Raw genomic sequence first — 26,445 nt, forward strand, 5'->3', positions numbered from 1 at the left:
GGCTCACTCCGCGATCCAGAAGAGCGACTCGACCGGCCGACCCAAGGCGCGTGCCAGTTTGAGCGCGAGCAGGGTCGATGGCTGGAAGACGCCGTTTTCCACCGTGTTGATCGTCTTGCGGCTGACCCCGATCGCCTCGGCGAGGCCGCCCTGGGTCAGCCCCGCCGCCTCGCGTGCGGCCTTCAGGTCGTTGCAAAGCGTCTCGTTCATCGGCTGGCGCGCAGCTCCAGCGTGGAGAAGCATATCAGCGCGGCGATCAGCCCGGCGGTGATAATGATTCGTCCGATGGCGACGGCATCCATGGGGCGAAAGCAGGCGACGATCATCACCGCTGCAGCCGCTGCGAACATCGCCCAGAACCCTGCCGCAAAGCTCGACCGCCGATGATCGCGTGTCGTTTCGTCATTCATCAGCTTCGAAACCTCACCATAGCTGCGCCATCGAAACGGGAGGCTGGTCAGGTTCAGTGCGGTAAGGCCGATCATGACGAACCAGGGTGCGAGCCGCGATGCGCCTTCGCTATGCCCCGCTATCGCCAGCACGGCGGATGCAAGGAGCGTAGTCGCGAGCAGATAGCCGAGTATGGCTCTTGTCCGGCTCTTGCGCTCCGCTTTCTCCACCAGATTCATCACAACCTCCTGTAACCTATAGGTATCATGTAACCCGTAGGTAACAGGCGAGCAAGTGCCTTCCTTCCCCCGGACGGATGGGTTAACGGGCGGTCACCATGACGGTGACGGACGACGACCAGCCGAGGGGCGGCCGCTTCGAGGGGCACGAGCATCGCTTTGCGGTGCGCGTCTATTTCGAGGATACCGACCTGTCGGGCGTGGTCTATCACGCCAACTATCTCCGCTACATGGAGCGCGCGCGCTCCGACATGCTGCGGGTCGCCGGGATCGACCAGCGCGCCACGCATGAGGCGGGCGAGGGCGCCTATGCCGTCACCGACATCGCCATCCGCTATGCCGCCTCCGCGCGGCTCGACGACGATCTGCTCGTCAGGTCGCGGCTGATCCAGGTCAGTGCGGTTCGCGTCGTCATTCATCAGACAGTCAGGTGCGGCGCGGTCATGCTGACCGACGCGCGTGTGACCGTCGCATGGGTCGGCCCGAACGGCCGCCCGCGACGCCAGCCCGCCGACTGGATCGCCATCTACCAACGCCTTGTCTGGCAAGGGGACACCCAACACCCATGAATCCCGTCTTCAACATGGATGCCGCCAGTTTGTCGCCCGTCGCGCTGTTCCTCCACGCCGACTGGGTGGTGAAGTTCGTGATGATCGGACTTTTGCTGTCCAGCATCTGGACCTGGACGATCATCGTCGCCTTTTCGCGCAAGCTGGCGCGCACGAAGAAGGGCATGACCCGGTTCGAGCGCGATTTCTGGAAGGCGGAGGATATTGACGCCTTTCACCGGATGGAGCAGGACAGCGAACTGCCCTCCGCGCGGGTCTTTTCGGCGGGCGTGCAGGAATGGCGTCGCTCGACCGCGGGCGGGCATATCGACCGCGACGGCACGCGCGAACGGCTCGCCACCGCGATGGGATCGGCGGTCGCGGGTGAGATCGACAAGCTGTCGGACCGGCTGAACGTGCTGGCGACGGTCGGCTCGGTCGCGCCATTCGTCGGCCTGTTCGGCACCGTCTGGGGCATCATGCGCAGCTTCACCGGCATCGCGCAGGCGCAGAACACCTCGCTGGCGGTCGTGGCGCCCGGCATTTCGGAGGCGCTGTTCGCCACCGCCATCGGCCTGTTCGCCGCCATCCCGGCGGTGATCGCCTATAACCGGTTCAGCCACGGGGTGAACAAGGTGGAGGCGTCGCTCAACCGCTTCGCCGACGGGTTCCACACCACGCTCAGCCGCCAGCTCGACTCGGCACGCTGAAGGGGTACGGGCGATGGCCATGAACCTTCCCTCCCGCTCCGGCCGGGGGCGCCGCGCGCCGATGGCGGACATCAACGTCACGCCCCTGGTCGACGTGATGCTGGTGCTGCTGATCATCTTCATGGTCACCGCGCCGCTGCTGACCACGGGCGTGCCGGTCAACCTGCCCGACAGCCGGGCCAAGGCGCTGGACCAGGAGCAAAAGCCCGAGCAGATCGCGATCGACGAGCAGGGGCGGCTGTTCCTGAACGACGATGAGATCAGCGATGCCGACCTGCCCGCGCGGCTGGATGCGATCGCCGCGCGGAAAGGCGCCGATGGGCAGGCGCCGCAAATCTATCTGCGCGCCGACCGCGCGCTGGATTACGGCCGGGTGATGCGCGTCATGGGCGAGCTGAACCGCGCCGGGCTGAACCGCGTGTCGCTGGTCACCGTGGAAGGTGGCGCGGGCGAGGGAACGGGCCAGCGCTGATGGAGCGTGGCGAGCGGACGGGATTGGCGATAGCGGTCGCAGGGCATCTCGTCCTGTTCGGCCTGTTGTCGGTCGGCTTTCTGGCGACGCCGAATCCGGAAAAGCTGAAGGTCACGCCGATCGACATCTCGCTGGTCAAGGATGTCGCGCTGGACGCGGCGTCGCCGACCCCCAACCAGCAGGCCGCCCAGTCGATCGCCCCCGAAGAGGGCGCGCCGGAAGACGCGGCACCCCCCGAGCCGGTCGAGGCCGAGCCCGCGCCGCAGCCTGCGCCGCCACCGCCCGCGCCCCAGCCGCAACCGCAGCCCAAGCCTCAACCGCGTCCACAGCCGAAACCCGAACCGGCCAAGCCCGAGCCGCGTCCCGAGCCCAAGCCGCAACCCAAGCCCGCCCCCAGACCGGCGGAAAAGCCCAAGCCCAAACCGCCCGAGCCGCGTCCCAGGCCGCAACCGGCCAAGCCTGCGCCCGCCAGGCCCGCTCCGGCCAAGCCGACGCCAGCGGCCAAGCCCGCACCGGCGGCGCGGCCCAGCCGATCGGAGGGCAAGCCCGCCGCGACCCGGCCGACCACCCCGGCGCGCGGCAGCGGCAAGAGCGAGACGGCGACCACGACCCGCCCGCGCGGCTCGCATCTGGGCGCCGACTTCCTGAAGGGGCTGTCGGCCGATCCGTCGCCCTCCAAGTCGCAGGCCGCGCCCGCCGCCCGGATCGGCGCGCAGCAACTGGCGAACATCGCCTCGGCGATCCTGCGTCAGGTCCAGCCCTGTGCGAACCGTCAGGTGACGCCGGGGCCGGGCGCCGAGCGTATCCGCGTCGCGATCAACCTGCACCTCAACAAGGACGGCAGCCTGGCCGCCGCGCCGCGTGTGGTCGGGCATAGCGGTGTCGATGGCGAAAACGAACGCTATGTCGACCGGGTCGACGATCTGGCGATCGCCACCTTCAAGGGATGCTCGCCGCTGCGCGGGCTTCCCGCCGAGCTGTACGACGTGCCGGGCGGGTGGAGCAATTTCACGCTGCGCTACAAGTTGCCGGGTTGAGGATGGCCGGTCCGTCCCTTCGCCCCGCGTCCGGCGGTGGCCGCGTCCCCGAAAAAACGGGGCGTGGGATCGTTGGCATGATGACGACAGTTTTCAGAAACTGTCCATTGGATGACAGGCCGTCCGCGCTTTATGGAGCGCAAGGCGGCTGGAGCGACACGCGTTTCCGTTTCAGTTACCCGGGTTGAGGATCTGTTTATGCCCCGTTCCCTGCTGACCCTGCCGCTCACGCTGGCCCTGGCGGCCAGTGCCGTCGGCGCGCAGGACGTGCCCGCGCCCGCGCCCCAGGAACAGCCCGCGGCCCCCGCGCCCGCCGGGCAGCAGCCCACGGCCGCGCCCGCCAATGGCCAGGAAGGGCTGGTCGTCGATGTCGAGGGCGGCATCTCCGCGCCGATGCCGATCGCGATCCCGGCGATGCCGACCAGCGCGGTGGTGCAGACGGCGGCGGGCACCACCGATGTCGTCGGGCAGGAACTGTCCAAGATCATCACCAACGACCTGCGCAATTCGGGGCTGTTCACGCCGGTCCCGCCCGCGCAGCTGCGCACCGTGTCCTTCCCGGAAGTGACCGCGCCCGCCTTCGACTATTGGAACGGCACCGGCGCGCAGGCGCTGGTCCAGGGCTATGTCCGCGCCAATGGCGACGGGACGCTGACGGTCGGCTGCTACCTCTATGACGTGCTGGCCAAGAGCGAGCTGGCGCGGCAGGGCTTCGTCGTGTCGCCGGGCGACTGGCGGCGGGCCGCGCACAAATGCGCCGACACCATCTATACCAAGCTGACCGGCGAAGGCCCCTATTTCGACAGCCGGATCGTCTATGTCTCCGAGACGGGGTCCAAGGCGCGGCGGATCAAGCGGCTGGCGATCATGGACCAGGACGGCGCCAATCACCGCTTCCTGACCAACGGCCAGTCGATCGTGCTGACCCCGCGCTTCGCGCCGAATCAGCAGTCGATCGTCTATATGTCCTATGTCGACAAGCGGCCCGCCATCTATGTCTATGACATCGGTTCGGGCCGTCAGCGGCTGGTGGTGCAGAATGCCGCGACGACCTTCGCGCCGCGCTTCTCGCCCGATGGCCGCTGGATCCTGTTCTCGATGGCGCAGGGCGGCAATACCGACATCTACCGCGTCTCGGCGCAAGGGGGCACGCCGCAACGGCTGACCAACGCGCCCGGCATCGATACCGGCGGCAGCTATTCGCCCGACGGCTCCAAGATCGTGTTCGAAAGCGATCGTTCGGGCGGGCAGCAAATCTATGTCATGAACGCGGACGGTTCCAACCAGCAGCGGATCAGCTTCGGCGGCGGCCGCTATGCGACGCCGGTCTGGAGCCCGCGCGGCGACCTGATCGCCTTCACCAAGCTGGGCGGCGCGTTCCGCATCGGCATCATGAATCCCTCGGGCGGCGGAGAAAAGCTGCTGACCAACAGCTGGCAGGACGAGGGGCCGAGCTGGTCCCCCAATGGCCGCGTCATCACCTTCCAGCGCTCGACACAGGGGGCGTCGGGCAAGGCGGATGTGTGGATGGTCGACCTGACCGGGGTGAACGAACGTCGCATTCCGACGCCGCTCGACGGCTCGGACCCGGCCTGGGGGCCGTTGCGGCCGTAATGGGGTATAGGGGTTTCAGTTTCGGGGGCGAAACGAACCAAAAGGGAGTGACAGTCCAGTGACCAAGATCAAGACCACCCTGCTCGTCGCCACGATGGCGCTGGCCATCGCCGGTTGCGCCAAGAAGCGGCCCGCCGTCCTGCCGCCCGCGCCGGTCGACCAGAATGCGGCCACCGACCCCAATGCGGGCCAGACCGCCCCGACCGACGGCGCGATCGTCCCCGGCTCGGACGCCGACTTCAAGCGCTCGGTGACGTCGAACACCATCCATTTCGGGCTCGATCAATATGATATCGACCCCGAGTCGCGCGCGATCCTGGACAGCCAGGCGGCCTGGCTTCAGCGCTATCCCAATGTCCGCATCACCATCGAGGGGCATTGCGACGAGCGCGGCACGCGCGAATATAATCTCGCGCTGGGCGATCGTCGCGCGAACGCGGCCAAGAATTATCTGGCGGCGCGCGGCATCTCGCCCGACCGCATGAACGTCATCAGCTATGGCAAGGAACGCCCGATCGCGCTCGGCTCGGACGAGGCGAGCTATGCGCAGAACCGCCGCGCGGTGACCGTGGTGCTGAGCTGACGATCGTCATTCCTCCCCATCTCTGATGGGGAGGGCCACCGCGCCCGAAGGGCGTGGTGGAGGGGCTTGGCCCGTCCGTCCTTGCCCCTCCACCACCGGGCTGACGCCCGGCGGTCCCCCTCCCCAAGCATAGCTTGGGGAGGAATGGGGTGCGGTCGGCGCCGTACCTCAAAACCCCCGTTCAGCCTGAACGAAGTCGAAGGCCAAGGGACTCGGCTCTCGGCAAGGTCCGGCGCGTGCACTTCGACTTCGCTCAGTGCGAACGGATGTTGGGCGTTCAGCCTCTGAAGGCTTGGTTCAGCAGCTTCGCCAGCCGCAACCCGCCCCGCTTGACCTGCTCGCGCTCGACCGGGGCCATCGCCCGGATCGCGGCGTCATCCATCTTCATATGCGCCGGCGTCGGCCGGCAGGGATCGCCGCCCATAGCGGCGGCATAGGCGCGCTTGGCGACCGCCCAGTTCTCGCGGCTCCAGGCCATCACGCCGCCCGCCGCCTCGCGCCGTCGCTCGGCCGCCGGATAGGCGCGGACCAATTTGGGGGGCGTCGAGATCGCCCGCTCGGCGAGCAGCCCGTCCCAGATCGAATGCAGGTTCAGCCGCGCGGTCGCATAGTCGCCATAATCGACATGGGTGTCGTTGCCGCCCTTGTCGCCCTTGTCCCCGGCATGGAGCGGCTGGTGCAGGTCGCCGACGAAGTGGACGAGGAAGGCCAGCGCCATCACCCGGTCCTTCCCGCTGGCGCGCTTGTCCTTCAGGATCGCGAGCTGGCGCGGGATCTGCGCCGATACGCAGTCCCCGCTGTCGCAGGCGGGGGGCAGGCGAAAGGGCTGGCAGATGTCCACATTCTGGTAATGCCAGCTATAGGCATAGCCGAAGCGCGACTTGCCGTTTTCGTCCTTCAGCGGCTTGACGCAATCGGGCCAGACGCTGGCCTCCTCGATCGTCCGGACCGGGCAGCTCGGCGTGTCGAGCTCGCCTTGCGCGCGCAGGACCCGGCGGATTTCGGCGCGGGCATGCGGCGTGATGTTGGCCCAGGCGATGGCCGCCACCGTCTGATGTCCATAGTCCCAATAGGCGGCGGCGGGGGAGGCGAGGAACGACGCCGCGATCATCGCGACGAACAGGCGCAAGTGCTTCATGACGCGGGTTTTATCCCTCGTCGGCGTAGATCGCCACCCTGTGTTCGCCGCCACTCGTCGCGCGGCCGCGATACATGCCCGCGGTCGTCATGCTCCAGGCGATCGCGCCGTCGGGCCCGGCCAGGATGGTGCCGCCGGTTCCGCCCAGTGCCTTCACCTCGGCCAGCACCGAGTCGGCGGCGGCCTGGAGGCTGTCGCCGGTGAAGCGGCGGCGCGCGGCGATCTCGTGCCCCACGCCGACGCGGATGAAGACCTCGCCCGACCCGGTGCACGATACCGCACAGGCGCGGTCGTCGGCATAGGTCCCCGCGCCGATCAGCGGCGAATCGCCGATCCGGCCCCAGCGCTTGCCCGTCACCCCGCCGGTCGAGGTGGCGGCGGCGACATGGCCCCGCGCGTCGCAGGCGACCGCGCCGACCGTGCCGTATTTCATGTCGCTGTCGAACGCATCGGCGCCGCGCGACAGCAGCTCGTCGAGCTGGCGGCGGCGCTCGTCGGTGTGGAACCAGGCGGGGTCGACCTGCTCCAGCCCCTGGTCGACCGCGAATCGGTCCGCGCCCTGCCCGGCGAGCAGGACATGCGGGCTGGCCTCCATGACCTTGCGCGCCAGCGTCACCGGGTTGCGAGTCCGCGTCACCCCCGCGACCGAGCCCGCCCGCCGGTCGCGCCCATCCATGATCGCGGCGTCCAGTTCGTTGGTGCCGTGCTGCGTGAAGCAGGCACCGCGCCCGGCGTTGAAATGGGGATCGTCCTCCAGGACGCGCACGGCCGCCTCGACCGCATCCAGCGCGCTGCCGCCCTCCGCCAGCACCGCCGACCCGGCCTTCAGCGCGGCATCGAGCCCGGCGCGCGCTCCGGCATCCTGTTCGGGGGTCAGGACATCGCGGGTGATCCGGCCCGCGCCGCCATGGATGACCAGCGACCAGGATGCGGACATGGGGAAACTCCGATACTTGAAGGGGACAGGCTTTGCGCCCGAGCCCCTATCAGATCGTCGCTTTCCCGCCATCCCCCGGACGCAGCCCGATCAGCGGGCGGAGCCAGCGCAGCTTGCGGCCGACCAGATAAAAGGCCCAGCAGCCCGCCACCGTCGCCGCCACCAGGATCGCGGCATCGACCGCCAGCGGCCAGCCCAGCCTGCGCAGGCCCAGCGCGACGAGGATGATGATCGTCTGGTGGATCAGATAGAAGGGGAAGACCGCCTCGGTCAGCGTGCGGCGCCACGGATGGTCGCGGTTCCAGAAACGCTCGGCCAGCCCGATCAGCGCGACGACCGCCATCCAGCCCTGCACCGCGCGTGCGCCCGCAAAGACGGTGCCCAGCCCCGCGGGTGCGCCCGCCAGCCCCGGCCAGCGCCATTCCAGCGCGGCGGCGACCGCATAGCTGGCCAGCGCGATGCCCGCCGCGACGATCCAGCCGCGCCGGAAACTGCCCAGCACCCGCTCGGACCCCGCCATGCCGAAGCCGAAGAGCAGCGCGGGGAAATAGATGGCATGCGCCAGCCCGTCGTCGATCAGGCCATGCGTCTCCAGCCCGCCGGGGAACAGGCGGATATCGACCAGCAACAGCCACAGCACCGGCAGCACCGCGCCGCCCCATCCGCCGAACACCCGGTCGAACAGCCCCTGCGCCCTGCCGCCGAACCGGCCGCCCACCGCCAGCAGCATCGCCACCGCCATGGTATAGACCCACAGATAGGCGACGAACCACAGGTGGTTCCAGGCGGGCGTCGGCACCACCCCGCCGATCAGCCGGAAGCCCAGCCAGTCGTGCAGCCAGAAGGTCGCATAGGAGCCCAGATAGCCATATTTGCTGACCAGCTCGGCCCAGATCTGCGGCGGCACCAGCACCGCGATCCCGAACGCCAGCGGGACGAGCAGCCGGATGCTCCGCCCCCGTGCGAAGCTGGCGATCGAGGGATGCCGGACCGCCAGCGCGCGGGTCGCATAGCCCGACACGACGAACAGCAGCATCAGCCGCCACGGATTGCTCGCCAGCATCGGGATCGCGACCCAGGGCAGCCGGGCGAGCTGCACATGGAAGCCCCACGGCACGAAGACCATGCCGATATGATAGAGGATCAGGATGGCGAAGGCGCCGATGCGCAGCCAGTCGAGTCCGTAATGGCGGGGGATGGGGGCGGCGGCGGTCATTCTTTGCCCGGTCTGGTACAGCACTGACTTTGAACCGCAACGCGCTTGCGCGTATATAGGGCCCATGTCCATTCGTCCCTGGCGAGACATCGTCCGCCGCCAAAGCCGTCAGATCATGGTGGGCCAAGTGCCCGTGGGCGGCGACGCCCCCGTCACCGTGCAGACCATGACCAACACGCCGACCAGCGATCCGGTCGCCACGATCAACCAGATCCGGCGCTGCGAAGAGGCGGGGGCGGACATCATCCGCGTCTCCTGCCCCGACACCGATTCGACCGCCGCGCTGGCCAAGATCACCAAGGCGGCGCGCGTGCCGATCGTCGCCGACATCCATTTCCACTATAAGCGCGCGCTGGAAGCCGCCGATGCGGGTGCGGCCTGCCTGCGCATCAATCCGGGCAATATCGGATCGTCCGAGCGCGTCGCCGAGGTCGTCCGCGCGGCCAAGGCCAATGGCTGCGCCATCCGCATCGGCGTGAATGCCGGTAGCCTGGAGAAGGACCTGCTCGAAAAATATGGCGAGCCCTGTCCCGAGGCGCTGGTCGAATCGGCGCTCGACCATATCAAGCTGCTCCAGGACCATGATTTCCACGAATATAAGGTCGCGGTGAAGGCGTCCGACGTCTTCCTGGCGGTGGCGGCCTATCAGGGGCTGGCCGAGGCGACCGACTGCCCGCTGCATCTGGGCATTACCGAGGCGGGCGGGCTGATCGGCGGGACGGTCAAATCCTCGATCGGCATCGGCTCGCTCCTGTGGTTCGGGATCGGCGACACGATCCGCGTCTCGCTCTCGGCTGAGCCCGAGGAAGAGGTGCGCGTCGGCTTCGAGATCCTGAAGGCGCTGGGCATCCGCAATCGCGGCGTGCGCGTCGTGTCCTGTCCGTCCTGCGCGCGCCAGGGCTTCGACGTGATCCGGACGGTGCAGGTGCTGGAGGAACGGCTCCAGCATATCCGCACGCCCATGTCGCTGTCGGTGCTGGGCTGCGTCGTCAACGGGCCGGGCGAGGCGCGCGAGACCGATATCGGCGTGACCGGCGGCGGCAATGGCAAGCACATGGTCTATCTGTCGGGGCTGACCGATCATACGGTCGAGGACGCCGACATGGTCGACCATATCGTCAAGCTGGTCGAAGCGAAGGCCGCCGAGCTCGAAGCGGCGGACGTCGCCAAGGCGGCGATCGCGGCGGAATGATCTGGGCCCATTCCTCTCCTTGCGGGGAAGGAATGGGTTTCGTTACGATGCGGGCATGACCGTCATCAGCATCGCCGCCGCCCTGATCGAAGACGGAAGCGGGCGCATCCTGCTGGTGCGCAAGGCGGGCACCCGCTGGTTCATGCAGGCGGGCGGCAAGATCGAACCCGGCGAGGACGCCGCCGCCGCGCTGATCCGCGAACTGGACGAGGAGATCGGGCTGACGGTCGCCGAATCGGCGCTGCGCCCGATCGGGCGATTCTCGGCGGCGGCGGCCAATGAGCCGGGGCACCGGGTCGACGCCACGGTCTTTCACCTGACCGTCGACCATGACCCGGTGCCCGCCGCCGAGATCGAGGAGGCGATCTGGGTCGATGGCCGCTCGGCCGAAACCCTGCCGCTGGCCCCGTTGCTTCGCGACCATATCCTGCCATGGTGGCGGGGCGGCACGGGCAGGGGGGAATGACATGCGGCGGGGCGTGGCGATGATGGCGGGCGCGTTGATCCTGTCAGGTTGCGTCACGAACAAGACCGAGAAGCCGTTGCTGACCAAGCGCGCCTTTGCTCGACTGGCCGCCCGGTGCGGCGTGACCCCGACCGAGTTCAAGACGGCGCGCAGCGGCCTGCCCTATGTCCGCTTCCGCTACACCGATGCCGCGCAGGAAAACGAAATCCGGGCTGCGCCCAGCGTCGAATGTATCGGGCGCGGCCTGAAACGCTATCGATACGAATATTTCGGCCCCGACCCGGACCCGGCCAAACCCGACGCCTGACCAGGGCGGATCGCCATTCCGCGATGCCTTTCCGTCCCTCGCCCCTCGCAGAGGGGAGAGGGTTGCGCAGACTTGGTCTTTGCGAAAGCAAAGGCTTAGTCGGAGCTGGGTGAGGGGTGGATGCGCACAGCGCGCGAGCCTTTGGGCTCGCTCGACCCCTCACCCAAGCTGCGCTAGCCAGCAGGCTGGCAAGCTTCGCTAACCCTCTCCCCTGACCAGGGGAGAGGGAAGAAGAAGCAGTCCTGAATGTCGATCGGGCCTATAGCCGCAGGCCCAGTCGAACCCCCGCCCCGGCATCGGGGGCACCCCGGCTGACCCCGGCGCTGCCCTGGATGCCCAGCGACAGGCGCTGCGACAGCGCGGTGTCCAGCCCCGCGCCGATCTCCTGCCGGTCGGCGCTCTGGTCGCTGGCGCGCGAGGCATAATTGTACGAGACGCTGACCTCGCTCGCCTTGCCCATGCGGACCGCCACGCCGCCCCGCGCGCTGGTCACGTCGCGCAGGGCATAGCCGTCGGGCTGCCCGACAAAGCTGTGGCCGATCGCGGCAAAGGGCGTGACCTTGCCCGGCACCGCGGCTTCCGCCCCGATCGAATAATCGGTCTTGCCCGTCCCCAGGCCCCGCGAGGCCGAGGCGGTGGGCAGCTTGGCGCTGCCGGTCAGGGCCAGCGCCAGATGGTGCGGGCGCGGCTCGACCAGCTGGACCGACGCCCCCACCACCGCATCGCCCAGCCCGCTGCGCCGGACGCGCGTGGCCGGGCGGGTCGGGTCGACGAAGATGGGCAGGCCCAGCGGCCCGCCGGGCGCGACGACATTGCCCGGCGCGTCCACCTGCACCACCGGCAGTGCGGCGAACACCGTCACCCGTTTGCGCTTGGCCCGCAGGCCCAGCGACGTGCTGGCGGTATCCACACGCTGTCCGGTGCCATAGCGGCCCGAGGCATAGTCCGCCCCGACCGTCGCGGTGACCTGCGCCCCCGCTGGTGCCGCCAGCATCATGGCCAGACCCGTTGCGACCCATGCCGTCTTCATGCCCGTCATCCCTTTTTGCATCGGTGTTTGCGGGGGCAACGGATGCGGGATGGGATTTCATCCGATCATCGGCGTACCCTCACCCTTCCGTCGGGAGAGGGCGGCAATCGGCTCCTCTCGCCTTTCGGGGCCGTCCCCGTTATCGCCACGGGCATGAGCGCGCGCACGTCCCCCGTCATCGCCTTCGGCGCCGCGGCGCTGGGCATCGCCATCTATTCGGTGATGGATACGCTGATGAAGCAGCTGTCGATCGACAGCGGGGCCTATAGCGCGGTGCTGTGGCGGTCCTGGGTCGGGGTGGTGCTGACCGGCGCGCTGTTCCTGGCGCGGGGCGGGCGCTGGCCGGGGCGGCAGGCGCTGGCCCTGCATGTCGCGCGCGGTGCGACCGGGGGCGCGTCGGTGTTGCTGTTCTTCTGGGGGCTGGCGCGGGTGCCGATGGCGCAGAGCATCGCGCTGACCTTTCTCGCGCCGCTGATCGCGCTGTTCCTGGCGGCCTTCACGCTGGGCGAGCGGATCCGGCGCGCCGCGATCCTGGGCTCGCTGATCGCGGGCGTCGGGGTGCTGGTGATCGCGGCGGGCGAGGTGCAGGCGCAGGCCTCGACCGAGACGGTGCTGGGCTCGCTGGCGATCCTCGCCGCCTCGATCCTCTATGCGGTCAGCCTGGTACTGCTGCGGCGGCAGGCGCAGGTGGCGGGGCCGGTCGAGGTCGCGCTGTTCACCATGCTGGTGATCGCGGTGCTGATGCTGCCCGCCGCGCCCTTCGTCTCGGGCTGGCCCGCCACGGCGCAATGGCCCGCCATCGTCATCGCGGCGGCGCTGGGCAGCCTGTCGGCGCTGCTGCTCGCCTGGGCCTATGCGCGGGCGGAGGCGCAGATCCTCGCGCCGGTCGAATATACCGCCTTCGTCTGGGCCGCGCTGCTCGGCTATGCGGTGTTCGGCGAGCGCGTGTCGCCGTTCACGCTGGTCGGGGCGGCGGCGATCATCGGGGGCTGCGTCGTCGCGGTGCGGCGGCCCGGACCGGGGCCGCAGAGCGAGGCGGGACTATGACGACGACCATCCGGGCCGCCCGGCCCAGCGATAGCGCGACCATCCTGGGCTTCGTGCGCGAACTGGCGGCGTTCGAGCGCGAGCCCGATGCCGTCCACGCCACCGAGCCGATGCTGGCGGAGGCGCTGTTCGGCGAACATCCCGCCGCCGAGGCGGTGATCGCCGAGCGCGACGGCATGGCGATCGGCTTTGCGCTGTTCTTCGCCAATTTCTCGACCTGGACCGGACGGCGCGGCCTGTATCTGGAGGATCTGTACGTCACGCCGTCCGCGCGCGGGGGCGGGGTGGGCAAGGCGCTGCTGATCCATCTGGCGGGCATCGCGCGCGATCGGGGCTGGGCGCGGTTCGAATGGTCGGTGCTCGACTGGAACACGCCCGCGGTCGAATTCTACCGCGCGATGGGTGCGCAGCCGATGGCGGAATGGACGGTGCAGCGCGTGTCGGGCGAGGCGCTGGAGAAACTGGCGGGTCGGTGATCGGGTTCGCGCGGAAGCGCGCCTCGCTATGTCGTCTCTGGCGGATTGTTCGGAAATTGGGGTAGCGGCAGGCAAGACACCTCCGCGTTCTCCGCGCCTCCGCGCGAACCATTTTTCCTGCCCGCCGCACCCTCTCCGCTCCGTTCGGCCTGAGCGAAGTCGAAGGCCAAGGGATTGCCGTCGCCAAGCCGCGCGGATGGTGCGTGCGCTTCGACTTCGCTCAGCGTGAACGGAGGAGGGGAATCGGAACGCCGTTCCCGGGTCCCGACCTCACCCGCAGACCAGAAGCCGACGATAAAAAAAACGCCCCGGTGCGGGTGGCACCGGGGCGTTCTCCAAACCGAAATCCGAAAAGGGATTATTCGCGGCCGGGCACGTCGTGGTCGTGCGGCTCTTCGCCCTTGGCCTTGGCGGCCTCGTAACGCTCGATCGCTTCCAGGGTGATGCGGCGCGCTTCGTCGCGGTCGCCCCAGGTGCCGATGCGCACCCACTTCTTCTTCTCCAAGTCCTTGTAATGGGTGAAGAAGTGCTCGATCTGCTGGAACACGATCTCGGGCAGGTCGTCGCGACCGCCGACGTTCGAGTAATAGGGGAAGGTCGAGTCGACCGGCACGCAGACCAGCTTCTCGTCGCCGCCGGCTTCGTCTTCCAGGTTCAGCACCGCGATCGGACGCGCGCGCACGACGCAGCCCGGGATGAAGGGCGAGCGCGACACGACCAGCGCGTCGAGCGGATCGCCGTCGGGCGACAGGGTGTGCGGCACGAAGCCGTAATTGGCCGGATAGCGCATCGGCGTGTGCAGGATGCGGTCGACGAACAGGGCGCCGCTCGCCTTGTCGAACTCGTACTTCACGGGCTCGCCGCCGGTGGGCACCTCGATCACGACATTGAGGTCATCGGGCGGGCTCTTGCCGACGGGAATGAGGTCGATACGCATGGTCAGTCTTTCTCTGCCAGGGGGCCGGATACAAGTTCCGGTGCAAAAACAATGGCGGGCGCGATAGCGCAACCCGCCATGCCCTGTCGATAGATGTCCTCAGCGTGCCTTCAGAAGACGATCGAGCCCGGTTTCGCCGGTGCCGACCTTTTCCAGACGCGGATAACGCGGACCGCCGGTATAGGCGAGCGTGACGTCGCGGAAGACATCCTGGTTCTTTATCACCAACTTGACCGGCTTGGCCGGGTCCTTGGCAGCCAGGATCGCGGCCTTCAGGCGATCGCCCGAATAGCTCTCGCCGTTGACCGCCTGGATTTGCGTGCCGACATCGATTCCCGCCTTGAACGCCGGACTGTCCCAAATCGAGCTGGTCACTTCGCCGCTGTTCGACACGATCATGCCCAGCGAATAGCTGACATTGGTGCTGTTCTTCTCGCCCTGCTTGAAGGTCGCGGTGGGCTCGGGCGTATAGACCAGCTTGTAGCCGTTCATCGCAAAGCCCTGGATCGGGGCGGGCTGGCCCGTCTCGGTGATGCGGCGGTGCAGGAAATCGGCCCAGTCATAGGGGACGATCTTGTTCAGCGTGGCCGCCACATCGTCGAAGGTGTAGGTCACCTCGCCCCAGTCGCCGTTGCGGATGCCGAAAAAGGCCTTGGCGAAATCGTCGATCGACTTGGTGCCGTTCGACTTCTGGCGGAGCATCGCATCGACCTCCATCCAGACCATCAGCCCTTCGTTGTAATAATCCTCCGACCGCTGCCAGCTGGTCCAGCCCTTGGGCTTGCGCGACGAGATGATCGGGTCGTTGGTGGTGTCGACCAGGTTGCGCCACTGGCGCGCGGGCGCGGTGTCGTAGATGGCGAGGATCGAGGCGTACTGGTCCAGCGTATCCTGCTTCGACACCATGCCCGACCGCGCCTGGAGGACATAGCCCCAGAACTGGGTCTGCCCCTCATAGACCCACAGCAGCGAGTCGCGCATCGGAGCGCGATAATCGGGGGTCCACAGGTCCGCGCCGCGCCGGAACTTGCCGTCCCAGCTATGGGTGAATTCGTGCGGCAGCAGGTTGCGGCGGCCCGGCCCGGCATTCCACTCGGTGAAATAGCCCGGCGTCACGCCATTTTCGGACGAGCGGTGATGCTCCAGGCCGATGCCGCCCAGCTGATCGCTGATCGACAGCAGGAATTCATAATGGTCGTAATGCTCCGCGCCGAAGGTCTTGACCGCCTGCTCGACCAGCCGCTGGTGCGCGGCGATCTGATCGGGCTTGGCGGCCAGTTCGGCGGGATTGTCGGCAAAGACGTTCAGGTTGACGCGCGGGGTCAGCGGGAAGACCTTGCCATATTTGCCTGCCAGTACCGGCGAGTCGACCAGAATCTCGTAATTGGTCGTGTCATAGGTATAGGTCGAACCCGACGCCTTGGACGGCACCGCGCCCGCGGCGGTCCAGCCGGTCGGGAAGGTGGCGGTCATCTGGATCGGGATCTGGCGGGTATAATAGCCCGCCGGATAGAGGCTGACCGAATTGGGTTGCAGCGAGATCATCGTCGGGGTGACCGCGACGCGGCCCTGATCGGGCTTGGTCGCCGACAGGAACTGGAACTCCAGGTCGAGCTGCGCCGCGCCCGCGGGCACGTCGATATGGAAGGCGAAGACGTCGACCGGGTCGCGGGTCCAGGGCAGGATCTGCCCGTTGGCGCGGATGACCAGCCCCGCCAGCTTCTCGATCTCGCCGCGCGGGGAATGCGCGCCGGGCAGCCATTTCGGGAAGAGCAGCGCCATCGGCCCAGCCTTGGCGACCGGGATCGTCTCCTTCACGCGGAAGATGCCGCGCTCGGTGTCGGTGGCGTCGACCACCAGCTTGATCGTGCCCGGATAGGGGGTGTCGACCGCGTCGGGGATGGTGTTGACGAACGGGGCCTGCGCGGCGGGCGCGGAATTGCCCGGCGGCACCTGGGCGTTCGCCACGTAGAGCGGGGCGGCAGCGGCCGAGGCGAGCAGCGAGGCGACGACAATCGAACGAAACGCGGTACGGATCATGGAGAGCCTTTTGCGGCGAAGAGAGACGCCGGCAGGTTAGGCACCCGATAGGCCAGTCGTCCAGACCCTTTTGCCCGCCTCAGCTCCCGCCGCCCAGCACGTTGACGGTGAAGGCGATGACGCCGAGGTTGAAGATGAACGCCGCCAGGCACTGTCCCGTCACCACCCGGCGCATCCGGCGCGAGGCGATCGACACGTCGCTGGTCTGGAAGGTCATGCCCAGCGTCACCGAGAAATACAGGAAATCCCAGTAATCCGGCTCGGCGGTGTCGGGGAATTGCAGGCCGCCCGCATCGCCCTTGTCGCCCGCGCTGTAGAAGAGATGCGCATAATGCAGCGCATAGACGATGTTCGAGAACAGCCAGGCCAGGATCAGCGTGGCCACGACCAGCGCGATGGTGACGAGGCTGCTCCGCCCGCGCAACTCGCCGCCGACCGCGACCAGGACGACGAACAGCACGATCCCGCAAAACACCAGGAGCACCGCGCGGTTAGCGTCGTTGCGTGCGGCGCGGCGGCGCATCGTGGCCGCCTGTCCCTGTTTCAGCAGCGGGACCAGCGAGCCGATGAACAGGATCGCGGCGGCATCGAACCCGGCAAGAATGCCCCGCGTCAGACCCAGCGGCGGAATCAGCAGCGCCGCCGCCACGATCAAGACGAACCCGAACAGCACGAATCGCGGCGGTGCGATCCGGTCCCCGATACGACGTTGCAGCCGTTGCCAGCGTGTGATGGTCATGGGACCGCGATGTACGCCCGTCCGAGCGGACTTGGCTATGGCGCGCGATCAACAGAAACGGGCCTTTCGACGCCCCGGTTTAGGCTGGCGCTTCAAAAGCCGCCTTAATGCCGCACAGAATGGAATCCTCGCCGTACGGCCCCGAGCCAAGCCTAGTCGGTGGGGCGCTGGATCAGGGGCGGTCCAGCAGCCACGGCGCGCCGCGTGCGAACGCCACGTCCCAGGCCAGTTGGTCATGCCCCGCGACCAGCGTGTCGAATCGGGTGGTCGCCCCGGCGGATCGAGCGGCCTCCACCGCGTCATGCGTGTTGAGAAGATAGCCCGGCTCGAACAGGCCGGCTGCTCCAAACAACCGCGTCCGGCCCAGCTTCGCGCCTAGCGCCTTGGCCGCCTGTCCGCTGGATGACAGCACCAGGACCTTGCCGAACAATTCCGGATGCAGCCCGGCTGCCGCCAGTGCCCAATGCGCGCCGTTAGACGATCCCCCGATGATCCTGTCGCTGACCCGACGAGAGGCGGGGTAATCCTTCTCGATGAGCGGAATGACTTCCTGGGTCACGAAGCGCAGATGCCTGCCAAAAGCCGAGGTCGGCGTATCGCCGTCTGAATTGAAGTCGATCTTATATTCCGGCCCACGCCGGTCGCATGCCATACCGGTGCAACCGGCCTGGCGGGGCGTAGCCGCGTCGATGCCGACCAGAATGGCGGGTGGGCTGCGATGGGCGCGCACATCCGCTTCAAACTGGGCTGCGAATTTCTCGGCCAGATAAAATACCGGCAGTCGGCGGGCTTGGCCGCTGACGGGTGGGAGATAGATGGTCAGCCTGCGCATTTCGCCCAGCCAGCGCGAGGCTACCATATGGTGGATCAAGCGTTCGGCTGGCGGGGCAGTCCGTTCCGGGGCGGGCGGAGCAAGCTGCCCGCGTCGCACCTCGCGATGCTCGTCCTTGGCGGGAAAGGTCGCGACACTCAAGATCGCCTCGTCCATCCGGGGCACCCGCACCGTGACGCCCGCCAGCGCAGTGCCGGGGATCGGCACGAGTGGGGCCTGAACCGAGCAGCACAGCATCGCCCAGCGCTCGACATCGGGGCGTGCGATCATGGTCAGGCGATCGCCCTGGACCCACCAGCGCCGCGACTCCGTGCCCAGCCGGGTCACCGCTTCCGCCGGGGACACGGACAGGGGAAGCGCGCAGGGTTCGGTGATAGGAGAACCGGCATCGCGGCAGGCCGGGACACGGCTGAACATCTCCGGTGGGGACCGAACCGAGCCGAGCGGCATTTGAACAGCGGCGGCAAGCGCCAGCGACAGGGCGAGCATGGCGGATGCTAGGCGGACGCCGGATCCGGCGTCAAATGCCGTTTCACCCTGCCTGAGGAATGTTCTGGCGCAGGAAATGCAAAAGTTTAGCTGTATCAACGATATACCTGGCCGGGAATGACATGATGCGCCATGCTCGACTCCGCCCCCCATGCCGCCGCGCTGATCGTCATCGACATGATCAACGATCTCGATTTCGAGGGCGGCGAGGATTTGCGCGAACCGGCCGAGGCGGCGGCGCAGCGGATCGTGGCGCTGCGCGATGCGGCGGACGAGGCCGGAGTGCCGGTGATCTACGTCAACGACAATTTCGGCCATTGGCATTCCGAACGCTCCTCGATCATCGCGCATTGCGACCGCGAGGACAGTCCGGGCCGCGTGCTGATCGCCGCGCTCCGGCCGCGCGATCGCGACTATTTCGTGGTGAAGCCGCAATTTTCGGGCTTCTATGCGACCAACCTGCCCGTCCTGCTGCCGCAACTGGGGGTTACGCGCGTCATCCTGACCGGGGTGGCCGCCGACATCTGCGTGCTGTTCACCGCCGCCGATGCGCATATGCGCGAATATGACCTGTGGGTGCCGGGCGACACGGTGGCGAGCGAGAGCGACGCGCATCGCCGCTGGGCGCTGGAGATCATGCGGCACAGCATGTGCGCGGAGACCCGGCCGACCGACGAACTGGCGCTGGGCGACTGGCTATCCCCGGGCGCGTGATCGCACTCTAGCGCGCGGGGCTTCGCTACCTTAGATAGCGCCACCTCTATGGCACGGATCGAAACCCCCAAGCGCGTGCGCGGCACGCAGGACATCTTCGGCGACGAGCAGCGCCGCTTCGCGGAGGTGCTGGCCACCTTCGAGCATGTCCATGGCCTCTACGCCTTCCAGCGGCTCGACCTGCCGGTGTTCGAGGATACGCAGGTCTTTGCCCGCTCGATCGGCGAGACGACCGATGTCGTGTCGAAGGAGATGTACACCTTCCCCGATCGCGGCGGCGACCTGCTGACGCTGCGGCCCGAATTCACCGCGGGGATTGCGCGCGCCTATCTGACCGAGGGGTGGCAGCAATATGCACCGCTCAAGCTCGTCACCTCGGGCCCGGTGTTCCGGTACGAGCGCCCGCAAAAGGGGCGGTATCGCCAGTTCCACCAGATCGACGCCGAAATCCTCGGCGCGGCCGAACCGGCGGCGGATGTCGAGCTGCTGGTGATGGCCGACCAGCTGCTGCGCGACCTGGGCATTGCCGAGGGCGTGACGCTGCAACTCAACACGCTGGGCGATGCCGAGACCCGCGATGCCTGGCGCGACGCGCTGGTCGCGCATTTCGAGGCGCATCGCGACCAGCTGTCCGAGGACAGCCTGGTGCGGCTGGAGAAGAATCCGCTGCGCATCCTCGATTCGAAGGACCCGCGCGACCGCCCGATCGCCGATGCCGCGCCCGATATCGACGCCTATCTGACGCCCGAGGCGCGCGCCTTCTTCGAGGCGGTGACGGCGGGGCTGGACGCGGCGGGCGTCGCCTGGACGCGCAACGCGCGGCTGGTGCGCGGGCTCGATTATTATCGCCACACCGCCTTCGAGTTCGTGACCGACCGGCTGGGCTCGCAGGGCACCGTGCTGGCGGGTGGCCGCTATGACGGGCTGATCGAGTCGCTGGGCGGCCCCGCCACGGCGGGCGTGGGCTGGGCGGCGGGGGTCGAGCGGCTGGCGATGCTGCTCGACGAGCCCGCCAAGCCGGTCATCGACGCGGTCGTCGTGCCGATGGGCGCGGCGGCGGAGCTGCGCGCGACGGGGCTAGTCGCGGAACTGCGCCGCGCGGGCGTCGCCACCGACATGGCGTTTCGCGGCAATATGAAGCGCCGCATGGCCAAGGCCAACGACCAGGGCGCCAGCTATGCGCTGATCCTGGGCGATGACGAGCTGGCGAACGGCCAGGTGCAGGTGAAGGCGCTGAAGACCGGCGAGCAGGCGACCGTCTCGCTCGACGGGGCGGCGCAAGGCCTGTCCGACCTGTTGTTCGAGGACGAGATCGCCGAGGCTCATGGCGAGACGCTCCCTCCATTGGCGCAGCGTCTGACCATCGCATGAAGACCATCTCCGCCGAACGCATCGCGCAGATCGAGGCGCGGCGCGACGAATTGCAGGCGATGATGGCGACCGGCGACCTGCCCTCGGACCGTTTCGTCGCGGTGTCGAAGGAATATGCCGAGCTGGAGCCGGTCGCCAACGCCGCCGCCGAAGTGCGTCGGTTGCGGCAGGAGGCCGACAGCCTGACCTTCATGACGCAGGACGGCGACGACGAATTGCGCGAGCTGGCGGCGGAGGAACTCCACGCCAACCGCACCGCGCTGGCCGAGGCGGATCGCCACCTGGCGCTGGCGCTGTTGCCCCGCGACGCCGCCGACGAGCGCGCGGCGATGCTGGAAATCCGCGCCGGGACCGGCGGCGACGAGGCGGCGCTGTTCGCGGGCGACCTGTTCCGGATGTACCAGCGCTATGCCGAGCGGCAGGGCTGGCGGGTCGAGGTCATCTCTGCCTCGGTCCCCGACACCGGCGGGTACAAGGAAGTCGTCGCCTCGGTCGCGGGTGCGGGCGTCTTCGCCAAGCTGAAGTTCGAATCGGGCGTCCACCGGGTCCAGCGCGTGCCGGTCACCGAATCGGGCGGGCGCATCCACACCTCGGCGGCGACCGTCGCGGTGCTTCCGGAAGCGGAGGAGGTCGACCTCCAGATCGACGACAAGGACCTGCGCATCGACATCTATCGCTCGTCTGGGGCGGGCGGGCAGCACGTCAACACCACCGATTCGGCGATCCGCATCACCCATATCCCGAGCGGGCTGGTCGTGATCCAGCAGGACGAACGCTCGCAGCACAAGAACCGCGCCAAGGCGATGAAGGTGCTGCGGACCCGGCTCTACGAGGCGGAGCGCGAGCGGCTGGCGGCGGAGCGGGCTGGCACACGGCGCTCGATGGTCGGCTCGGGCGACCGGTCGGAGCGGATCCGCACCTATAATTTCCCGCAAGGCCGCGTGACCGATCACCGGATCAACCTGACGCTCCACCGCCTGCCCGAAATCCTGGAGGGCGAGCTGGACGAACTGGTCGGCGCGCTGCTGGCGGAGGATGAGGCCGAACGGCTCGCCGCGCTCGATGGGTGAGGGGGCAAGCGCGGCCACAGACGATGTTCGCGCGGAGACGCGGAGACGCGGAGCGGTCCAGCCTGCCGCGCCGCAGGCCTTCCACCTTCGCCGGTGGATAGCGCCGCACCTCTGCCCCGTACCTGACATCTCCGCGCCTCCGCGCCTCCGCGCGAACCCATTTCTTCAGGGACCCGGCCTTCGCCGGGGCGAGGCGGCGGCGTGACGGACGCCCGCACCGCGCTCCTACAGGCTGCCGAGCGTTTCGCCTTTTCCCCCACCGCGCGGCTCGATGCGGAACTGCTGCTCGCCCATGCCCTGGGGATCGAGCGTACCGCGTTGCTGCTCGACCTGAGCCGCGCCGTCCCCGACAGCTTCTGGCCGCTGGTCGAGCGTCGCGCCGCGCAGGAGCCCATCGCCTATATCACCGGCACGCGCGGCTTCTGGACATTGGACCTGGCGGTCGGCCCCGGCGCGCTGGTGCCGCGTGTGGACAGCGAAACGCTGATCGACGCAGCGCTCGCCCATTTCAAAGGGCGCCCGCCCGCCACGGTGCTGGACCTGGGCACTGGGCCGGGGACTTTGCTGCTGGCGCTGCTCGACGAGTGGCGGGACGCGGTCGGGCTGGGCGTGGATCGCTCCGCGCAGGCGCTGGACTATGCGCTCGCCAATGCCGCTGCCTGCGGGCTGGCCGATCGCGCGCGGTTCGTGCGGGGCGACTGGGCGGCGGCGCTGACCGGCGCGTTCGACTGCATCGTCACCAATCCGCCCTATATCGGCACCGACGAGATCCTCTCGCCCGAGGTGCGCGATTACGAGCCCGGCTCGGCGCTGTTCGCGGGGCCCGAGGGGCTGGACGACTATCGCCTGCTCGCCCCCGAACTGCGCCGCCTGCTTGCCCCCGGCGGGGCGGCGGTGGTCGAGATCGGGCACGAACAGGCGCCCGCCGTGACCATGCTTCTGGAAGCGCAGGGATTCCGGGTGGCGCTGCACCGCGATCTGGGCGGCCGCCCGCGCGCGCTGCTGGCGCATTGAACATTCCCGACGATGCCCCATATTTCACTTGTAGGACCGGCCCCCGACCCGCTACAGCGCGCACAGGGGCACGCGAACATCGACGGCTTGCACCGTGTTTTCGGGACACGACGTGGTTGGGCATCGTCGATGTCGGGCCGATGCCCGTACCCTTCGTCATGCAGTCGCTGCTGTCCGGCGGCCGTGGCAAGCGCCCGTTGGGCGCCAGAGCTTCGCATCGTGCGGGACGCGCGCGGTGCCGGGAAAAGTGGACCTTGTTGGTTTGACGACTAAGGACGAACAGCTTGATCAATAATCGGCAGGCCGGCCGCCGTCGCGGTCGTGGTGGCGGCAATAATGGTGGGCAGCGCCCGGGTGGCAATCCCGGTCGTCCCGACAATGGCAATCGCATCGACAACCGCGCGCGCGGCAACGCCAACCAGCTGTACGAAAAGTACAAGAATCTGGCGGCCGAGGCGCAGCGTCAGGGTGACCGGGTCAACACCGAATATTATTGGCAGTTCGCCGATCACTATTTCCGGGTGTTGAGCGAAAGCCGCTCGCGCTTCGAGGAGCAGAATCAGCGTCGCCAGCGCGAGGAATCGCGCGACGACGGCTTTGACGACGGCTTCGACGGCGGCGACGAGGATTATGGCGACGAGGGCGATCCCATCCGCCCCGGCGAGATGCAGGGTGAGGCGGAGCCGCGTCGCGAACGCCAGCCGCGCGAGGAGCGCAGCCGCGACGATCGCCCCCGTCGTGACCGAGAGAGCCGCGATCGTGAGAGCCGCGACCGTGAGGATCGCCCGCGCCGGGACGACCGCCGCCCGGCCCGCACCGAACAGCCGGTGATGGCCGAAGAGGCGCAGCCCGTCGTCGCCGCGAGCGTCGAGGTCGCCGAGCCGACTGCCGAGGCCGAAGCGCCCCGCCGTCGCGGTCGCCCGCGTCGCGAACGCCCGGTCGAGGCTCAGGTGCAGGACGGCGCGGAAGCGACCGGCTTCGACGCCGATCGCCTGCCGCCCGCGCTGAGCCCGGTGGCCGACAGCGAGGCTCCCGTCGAGGAAAAGCCCCGCCGTCGCCGTGTCCGCGCCGCCGCTCCGGTCGAGCCGGAAGCCGCGGCGGGCTGATACCGCCCGGACGGAATGGAAAGGCCGGTCGTCGCACCCCGCGACGGCCGGCCTTTTTCATGGAATGGCGGGCGCGGGTCGCTCAATCGCGCCGGTCGACCTCCTCGTCATGCCCGCTGCCCGAGCTGAGGAAGACCAGCCCCATCAGCGCGCCGGTCAGCATCACCATGCCGCCGATCCCGCCGATCACCCCCAGCATGGTGACGGGGTTGAGCGGGCCATAGACTTCCGCCAGCACGACCAGCGCGAAGCAGACCGCCACGGCGGCGGCCAGCGTCATCCATGCCATGATCGCGCGGAACCGCGCCCAGGCGAAAGCCGCCTGTTCGGGATCGTCCAGACCGGATGGGGGAGGGGCCATGGCCCGACTATGGGTGCAGCGCCGCGCTCGGACAAGCCGCTCCGGCCGCGTCGGTCAGGCGCCCAGCCCGGACCGCCGCACCGGCAACCGCGCCAGGACGCCGCCGGCGATGGCGTTGATCTCCAGCCGAATCGGATGCCGCAGCGCATAGACCACCGCCAGCCATGCCAGCACCCCCGCCGCCGCCGCCAGCCCCAGCAGGCCCAGCCCCATCGCCTCGGGCGCCGCGACCCAGTGGTACAGCGCCAGCAGCGGCACGATGGTGGCCAGCGCACCGACCAGGCTCTGCGCATAGATGACCAGCATCGCGCGCCAGGCAAAGCCGGTCAGCCGCCGCATCAGCCCGACATAGATCAGGAACCAGGCGATGCCATAGCCGACGCGCGAGGCCGCAGCCGCCTCCAGCCCCGCCATCGCGCCCAGGAGCAGCAGCCCGATCGACGCGGCGGTATCGAGCATGTTGAACACCACCAGCTTGCGAATCCGCCCGAGCACGATGGGCAGCTCGATATGCAGCGGCAGCGCCGCCATGAAGATCTGCCCGATCGCGATCCACACCAGAAGCGGCGCCACCCCCGCCCAGCGCGGGCCATAGAGCATGAGTACGATCGGCGTCGCGGCGGCGGCCAGGAACGCCATGGCGGGCCAGGTCACCGCGCTATAGGCGGCGACCACCCGCTGATAGGGCGCGGCCAGATCGGCGCCCGAATCGCGCAGGCGGGCAAAGGCGGGATAGAAGACGCCGTCGACCGCGCCGCTGACCAGCATCTGCAACTGCGCGGCCAGGCTGGAGGCGCGACCGAACAGGCCGACCGCGGTCAGGGTCAGGACACGGCCGATCACCAGATCGGGGCTGCGCATCCCGATCCCCCCGCTGATATGCAGCAGCGAGCTGTTCGAGCCGAAGCGCAGGATCGGCCCGACGCCCTTCAGCCGGGGCGGAAAGGGCGGACGAAGCCCCGAGCGCCACTGGCCGATCAGCGCGCGCGTGGCTTGCTGCGCAACGGCGGCCCAGGCGAGCGAAAAGGCCGAATAGCCCGCCCAGGCCAGCCCCAGCGAAAAGCCCGCATTGACGATCGCCGCGCCGACATTGACCAGGAACAGCGAGTGATAGTCCATGCGCCGCTGCAACATGGCGCTGGGCACGATGCCGAAGGGGACGACCAGATAGGAACCGGCGATGATCGCCAGCAACGGGGTCAGCCGCGCATTGTCGTAGAATTGCGCGAGCGGCCAGGCGAGCATCAGGATCAGCAGCCCGATCCCCAGCGCGAAGATCAGCGAGACCGAAAAGCACGTCTCCACCTGGGCATCGGTCAGGTTGCGTTCGCCTGCGACGAACCGGCTGATGCCAAAATCCTGCACCACCGACACCATCATCGCGGCGGACAGCGCGATCGAATAGAGCCCCATTTCGGGCGGCGACAGGAAGAAGCGCGAGATCAGGACGCTGACGACGAACTGAATCGCAAAGGCGATATATTGCGCCCCGATCGACCAGAGCGCGGCGCCCCGGATCGACGACCCGCTCATCGGCGGATCCTGTCGCGGGCCAGCGCGCGGGCCAGCCGCACCGCCGCCAGCGGCCGCCCGGTCCGCGCCAGCCGCGCCACCGCGCGCCACAGGCCCGGCACCCGCCCGGCCGGATGCCCGTGCGTATCCGCCAGATGCGCGATGATCACCGGCAGCCCGGCGCCCGCCAGCGAAGGAGGATCGAACAGGATGCCGGTAACCACCTCGCTGCGCACCGCCCGCGCCACGCCGTCACGACCAAAGGCGGCGTCCAGCCCCTCGATCGGCGGCAATTCCTGCCAGCCGTCGGAGGGATCGGGCCGCCCCGCCAGCCGCTCGATCCGCACCTGCCGCGCGACGGCGGCGCCATAATGCTGCACCAGGACATGGCGATTGGACACCTGGGTCCCCGAATAGCGATAGAGGAGCAGGCGATCGGGCAGGTTGGCCATGCGCGTCCGCTCGGCAAGCCGCAGCCAGAGGTCGTAATCCTCGCAATGGCGATAGGCCGGGCGATAACCACCCACGGCTCGCAACAGGTCGCGACGCATCATGACCGAGGGGTGGCAAAGAAGCGGCCCCGATTCCAGTGCCGCCGTCACCGATTCGGCGGAAAGGGGATGATCGATCGCCGCGCCGCGCTTGGGCTCGCCGGTCTCGGTGATCCGCAGGACGCGGGTGCCGACGACGCCATGATCGGGATGCGCATCGAGAAAGGCGACCTGCCGGGCAAAACGCTCGGGCAGCGCGACGTCGTCGCCGTCCATGCGCGCGACATATTCGCCCCGCGCCAATTCCAGAATGTGATTGAGGCTGGCGATCAACCCGGAATTGGCCCGGTGCACCGCCCGGATACGC

The 26,445-nt window shown here is 68.5% G+C and carries 29 protein-coding genes (1 of these 29 only partly in view); 16 read left to right on the forward strand and 13 right to left on the reverse strand.

Features of this window, described 5'->3' with window-relative positions; all coding sequences use genetic code 11:
• Positions 1-3: 3 nt before the first annotated feature.
• Positions 4-210 (reverse strand): helix-turn-helix transcriptional regulator, encoded by a 207-nt coding sequence (locus tag QE360_RS06855; RefSeq protein WP_307101471.1) that lies wholly within the window; start codon positions 208-210, stop codon positions 4-6.
• Positions 207-629, reverse strand: a complete 423-nt coding sequence (locus QE360_RS06860; RefSeq protein ID WP_309700289.1) for a hypothetical protein — start codon at positions 627-629, stop codon at positions 207-209. Before QE360_RS06860 ends, QE360_RS06855 begins: the two co-directional genes overlap by 4 nt.
• A gap of 98 nt (positions 630-727) precedes the next feature.
• Between QE360_RS06860 and QE360_RS06865 the strand changes: the two genes are divergently transcribed.
• From QE360_RS06865 to pal, 6 genes are all read left to right on the forward strand, one after another.
• Positions 728-1,198 carry a YbgC/FadM family acyl-CoA thioesterase gene (locus tag QE360_RS06865; RefSeq protein ID WP_309700291.1) on the forward strand — a complete coding sequence of 157 codons (471 nt, stop codon included), beginning with the start codon at positions 728-730 and terminating at the stop codon, positions 1,196-1,198.
• Positions 1,195-1,887, forward strand: coding sequence for a protein TolQ (tolQ, locus tag QE360_RS06870; protein WP_307101463.1), 693 nt, complete (start codon positions 1,195-1,197; stop codon positions 1,885-1,887). Before QE360_RS06865 ends, tolQ begins: the two co-directional genes overlap by 4 nt.
• Positions 1,888-1,900: 13 nt before the next feature.
• Positions 1,901-2,359, forward strand: a complete 459-nt coding sequence (gene tolR, locus QE360_RS06875; RefSeq protein WP_309700294.1) for a protein TolR — start codon at positions 1,901-1,903, stop codon at positions 2,357-2,359.
• Positions 2,359-3,396: a cell envelope integrity protein TolA gene (locus QE360_RS06880; RefSeq protein ID WP_307101459.1), complete on the forward strand. Its 1,038-nt coding sequence runs from the start codon at positions 2,359-2,361 to the stop codon at positions 3,394-3,396. The genes tolR and QE360_RS06880 overlap by 1 nt, the downstream gene beginning before the upstream one ends.
• A gap of 198 nt (positions 3,397-3,594) precedes the next feature.
• Positions 3,595-5,010, forward strand: a complete 1,416-nt coding sequence (tolB, locus tag QE360_RS06885) for a Tol-Pal system beta propeller repeat protein TolB (RefSeq protein WP_309700297.1) — start codon at positions 3,595-3,597, stop codon at positions 5,008-5,010.
• Positions 5,011-5,104: 94 nt separating this feature from the next.
• Positions 5,105-5,593 carry a peptidoglycan-associated lipoprotein Pal gene (pal, locus tag QE360_RS06890; protein WP_405052672.1) on the forward strand — a complete coding sequence of 163 codons (489 nt, stop codon included), beginning with the start codon at positions 5,105-5,107 and terminating at the stop codon, positions 5,591-5,593.
• A 277-nt stretch (positions 5,594-5,870) separates the two neighbouring features.
• Here the strand turns inward: pal and QE360_RS06895 are convergent, their stop codons facing one another.
• From QE360_RS06895 to QE360_RS06905, 3 genes are read right to left on the reverse strand one after another with little or no spacing between them, the layout of a single operon-like run.
• Positions 5,871-6,731, reverse strand: a complete 861-nt coding sequence (locus QE360_RS06895) for a S1/P1 nuclease (protein ID WP_309700301.1) — start codon at positions 6,729-6,731, stop codon at positions 5,871-5,873.
• 10 nt (positions 6,732-6,741) lie between these two features.
• A complete protein-coding gene (locus tag QE360_RS06900; protein ID WP_309700303.1) occupies positions 6,742-7,668 on the reverse strand; it encodes an isoaspartyl peptidase/L-asparaginase in 927 nt (308 codons plus the stop codon).
• 49 nt (positions 7,669-7,717) lie between these two features.
• Positions 7,718-8,884, reverse strand: coding sequence for an acyltransferase (locus QE360_RS06905; protein ID WP_309700305.1), 1,167 nt, complete (start codon positions 8,882-8,884; stop codon positions 7,718-7,720).
• Between the two features lie 64 nt (positions 8,885-8,948).
• Between QE360_RS06905 and ispG the strand changes: the two genes are divergently transcribed.
• Genes ispG through QE360_RS06920 form a run of 3 tightly spaced genes read left to right on the forward strand, consistent with a single transcriptional unit; the run spans position 8,949 to position 10,849 of the window.
• Positions 8,949-10,076, forward strand: coding sequence for a flavodoxin-dependent (E)-4-hydroxy-3-methylbut-2-enyl-diphosphate synthase (ispG, locus tag QE360_RS06910; RefSeq protein WP_307101448.1), 1,128 nt, complete (start codon positions 8,949-8,951; stop codon positions 10,074-10,076).
• A 55-nt stretch (positions 10,077-10,131) separates the two neighbouring features.
• Positions 10,132-10,542, forward strand: a complete 411-nt coding sequence (locus QE360_RS06915) for an NUDIX domain-containing protein (protein ID WP_309700306.1) — start codon at positions 10,132-10,134, stop codon at positions 10,540-10,542.
• Between the two features lies 1 nt (position 10,543).
• Complete coding sequence (locus tag QE360_RS06920) at positions 10,544-10,849, forward strand: hypothetical protein (RefSeq protein WP_309700307.1); 306 nt, start codon at positions 10,544-10,546, stop codon at positions 10,847-10,849.
• 259 nt (positions 10,850-11,108) lie between these two features.
• On the opposite strand, the gene QE360_RS06925 is transcribed toward QE360_RS06920, so the two are convergent.
• Positions 11,109-11,879, reverse strand: a complete 771-nt coding sequence (locus tag QE360_RS06925) for a transporter (RefSeq protein WP_309700309.1) — start codon at positions 11,877-11,879, stop codon at positions 11,109-11,111.
• A 153-nt stretch (positions 11,880-12,032) separates the two neighbouring features.
• On the opposite strand from QE360_RS06925, the gene QE360_RS06930 reads away from it, so the two are divergent.
• The gene (locus QE360_RS06930; RefSeq protein ID WP_309700311.1) at positions 12,033-12,926 is read left to right on the forward strand and encodes a DMT family transporter; all 894 of its coding nucleotides are present in this window, start codon (positions 12,033-12,035) and stop codon (positions 12,924-12,926) included.
• Positions 12,923-13,402 (forward strand): GNAT family N-acetyltransferase, encoded by a 480-nt coding sequence (locus tag QE360_RS06935; RefSeq protein ID WP_309700313.1) that lies wholly within the window; start codon positions 12,923-12,925, stop codon positions 13,400-13,402. Before QE360_RS06930 ends, QE360_RS06935 begins: the two co-directional genes overlap by 4 nt.
• Positions 13,403-13,760: 358 nt before the next feature.
• Here QE360_RS06935 and ppa read toward each other — a convergent pair whose 3' ends face one another.
• The 4 genes from ppa to QE360_RS06955 form a co-directional block, all read right to left on the reverse strand.
• Positions 13,761-14,339: an inorganic diphosphatase gene (gene ppa, locus QE360_RS06940; RefSeq protein ID WP_307101436.1), complete on the reverse strand. Its 579-nt coding sequence runs from the start codon at positions 14,337-14,339 to the stop codon at positions 13,761-13,763.
• 99 nt (positions 14,340-14,438) lie between these two features.
• The gene (locus QE360_RS06945) at positions 14,439-16,379 is read right to left on the reverse strand and encodes a peptidase M61 (protein ID WP_309700315.1); all 1,941 of its coding nucleotides are present in this window, start codon (positions 16,377-16,379) and stop codon (positions 14,439-14,441) included.
• A 79-nt stretch (positions 16,380-16,458) separates the two neighbouring features.
• Complete coding sequence (locus QE360_RS06950; RefSeq protein ID WP_309690853.1) at positions 16,459-17,118, reverse strand: DUF1345 domain-containing protein; 660 nt, start codon at positions 17,116-17,118, stop codon at positions 16,459-16,461.
• A 172-nt stretch (positions 17,119-17,290) separates the two neighbouring features.
• On the reverse strand, positions 17,291-18,439 hold the full coding sequence (locus tag QE360_RS06955; protein ID WP_309700317.1) for an alpha/beta hydrolase-fold protein: 1,149 nt from the start codon (positions 18,437-18,439) through the stop codon (positions 17,291-17,293).
• A gap of 132 nt (positions 18,440-18,571) precedes the next feature.
• Between QE360_RS06955 and QE360_RS06960 the strand changes: the two genes are divergently transcribed.
• The 5 genes from QE360_RS06960 (at position 18,572) to QE360_RS06980 (ending at position 23,714) form a co-directional block, all read left to right on the forward strand.
• Entirely contained in the window at positions 18,572-19,153 is a 582-nt protein-coding gene (locus tag QE360_RS06960) for an isochorismatase family cysteine hydrolase (protein WP_309700319.1), read from the forward strand.
• Between the two features lie 48 nt (positions 19,154-19,201).
• Positions 19,202-20,524: a histidine--tRNA ligase gene (gene hisS / locus QE360_RS06965; RefSeq protein WP_309700321.1), complete on the forward strand. Its 1,323-nt coding sequence runs from the start codon at positions 19,202-19,204 to the stop codon at positions 20,522-20,524.
• Positions 20,521-21,594, forward strand: a complete 1,074-nt coding sequence (prfA, locus tag QE360_RS06970; RefSeq protein ID WP_307101423.1) for a peptide chain release factor 1 — start codon at positions 20,521-20,523, stop codon at positions 21,592-21,594. The genes hisS and prfA overlap by 4 nt, the downstream gene beginning before the upstream one ends.
• Before the next feature lie 201 nt (positions 21,595-21,795).
• Positions 21,796-22,608 (forward strand): peptide chain release factor N(5)-glutamine methyltransferase, encoded by an 813-nt coding sequence (prmC, locus tag QE360_RS06975; RefSeq protein WP_309700323.1) that lies wholly within the window; start codon positions 21,796-21,798, stop codon positions 22,606-22,608.
• A 284-nt stretch (positions 22,609-22,892) separates the two neighbouring features.
• Positions 22,893-23,714: a DUF4167 domain-containing protein gene (locus QE360_RS06980; RefSeq protein ID WP_309700325.1), complete on the forward strand. Its 822-nt coding sequence runs from the start codon at positions 22,893-22,895 to the stop codon at positions 23,712-23,714.
• Between the two features lie 82 nt (positions 23,715-23,796).
• On the opposite strand, the gene QE360_RS06985 is transcribed toward QE360_RS06980, so the two are convergent.
• The 3 genes in view from QE360_RS06985 to QE360_RS06995 are tightly spaced (at most 54 nt apart) and all read right to left on the reverse strand, a layout consistent with a single transcriptional unit that may run on beyond the window.
• Complete coding sequence (locus QE360_RS06985) at positions 23,797-24,075, reverse strand: hypothetical protein (RefSeq protein ID WP_309700329.1); 279 nt, start codon at positions 24,073-24,075, stop codon at positions 23,797-23,799.
• Between the two features lie 54 nt (positions 24,076-24,129).
• A complete protein-coding gene (locus tag QE360_RS06990; RefSeq protein ID WP_309700331.1) occupies positions 24,130-25,608 on the reverse strand; it encodes an oligosaccharide flippase family protein in 1,479 nt (492 codons plus the stop codon).
• Positions 25,605-26,445, reverse strand: partial view of a glycosyltransferase gene (locus tag QE360_RS06995; protein ID WP_309700333.1) — the 3' portion only. 176 nt of this gene lie beyond the right edge of the window; 841 of the gene's 1,017 nt are visible here — the last part of the coding sequence; the start codon falls outside the window, past its right edge — the gene reads right to left on this strand; it ends in the stop codon at positions 25,605-25,607. The genes QE360_RS06990 and QE360_RS06995 overlap by 4 nt, the downstream gene beginning before the upstream one ends.

The organism is Sphingomonas sp. SORGH_AS_0789 (assembly GCF_031453055.1).
GTDB lineage: Bacteria > Pseudomonadota > Alphaproteobacteria > Sphingomonadales > Sphingomonadaceae > Sphingomonas.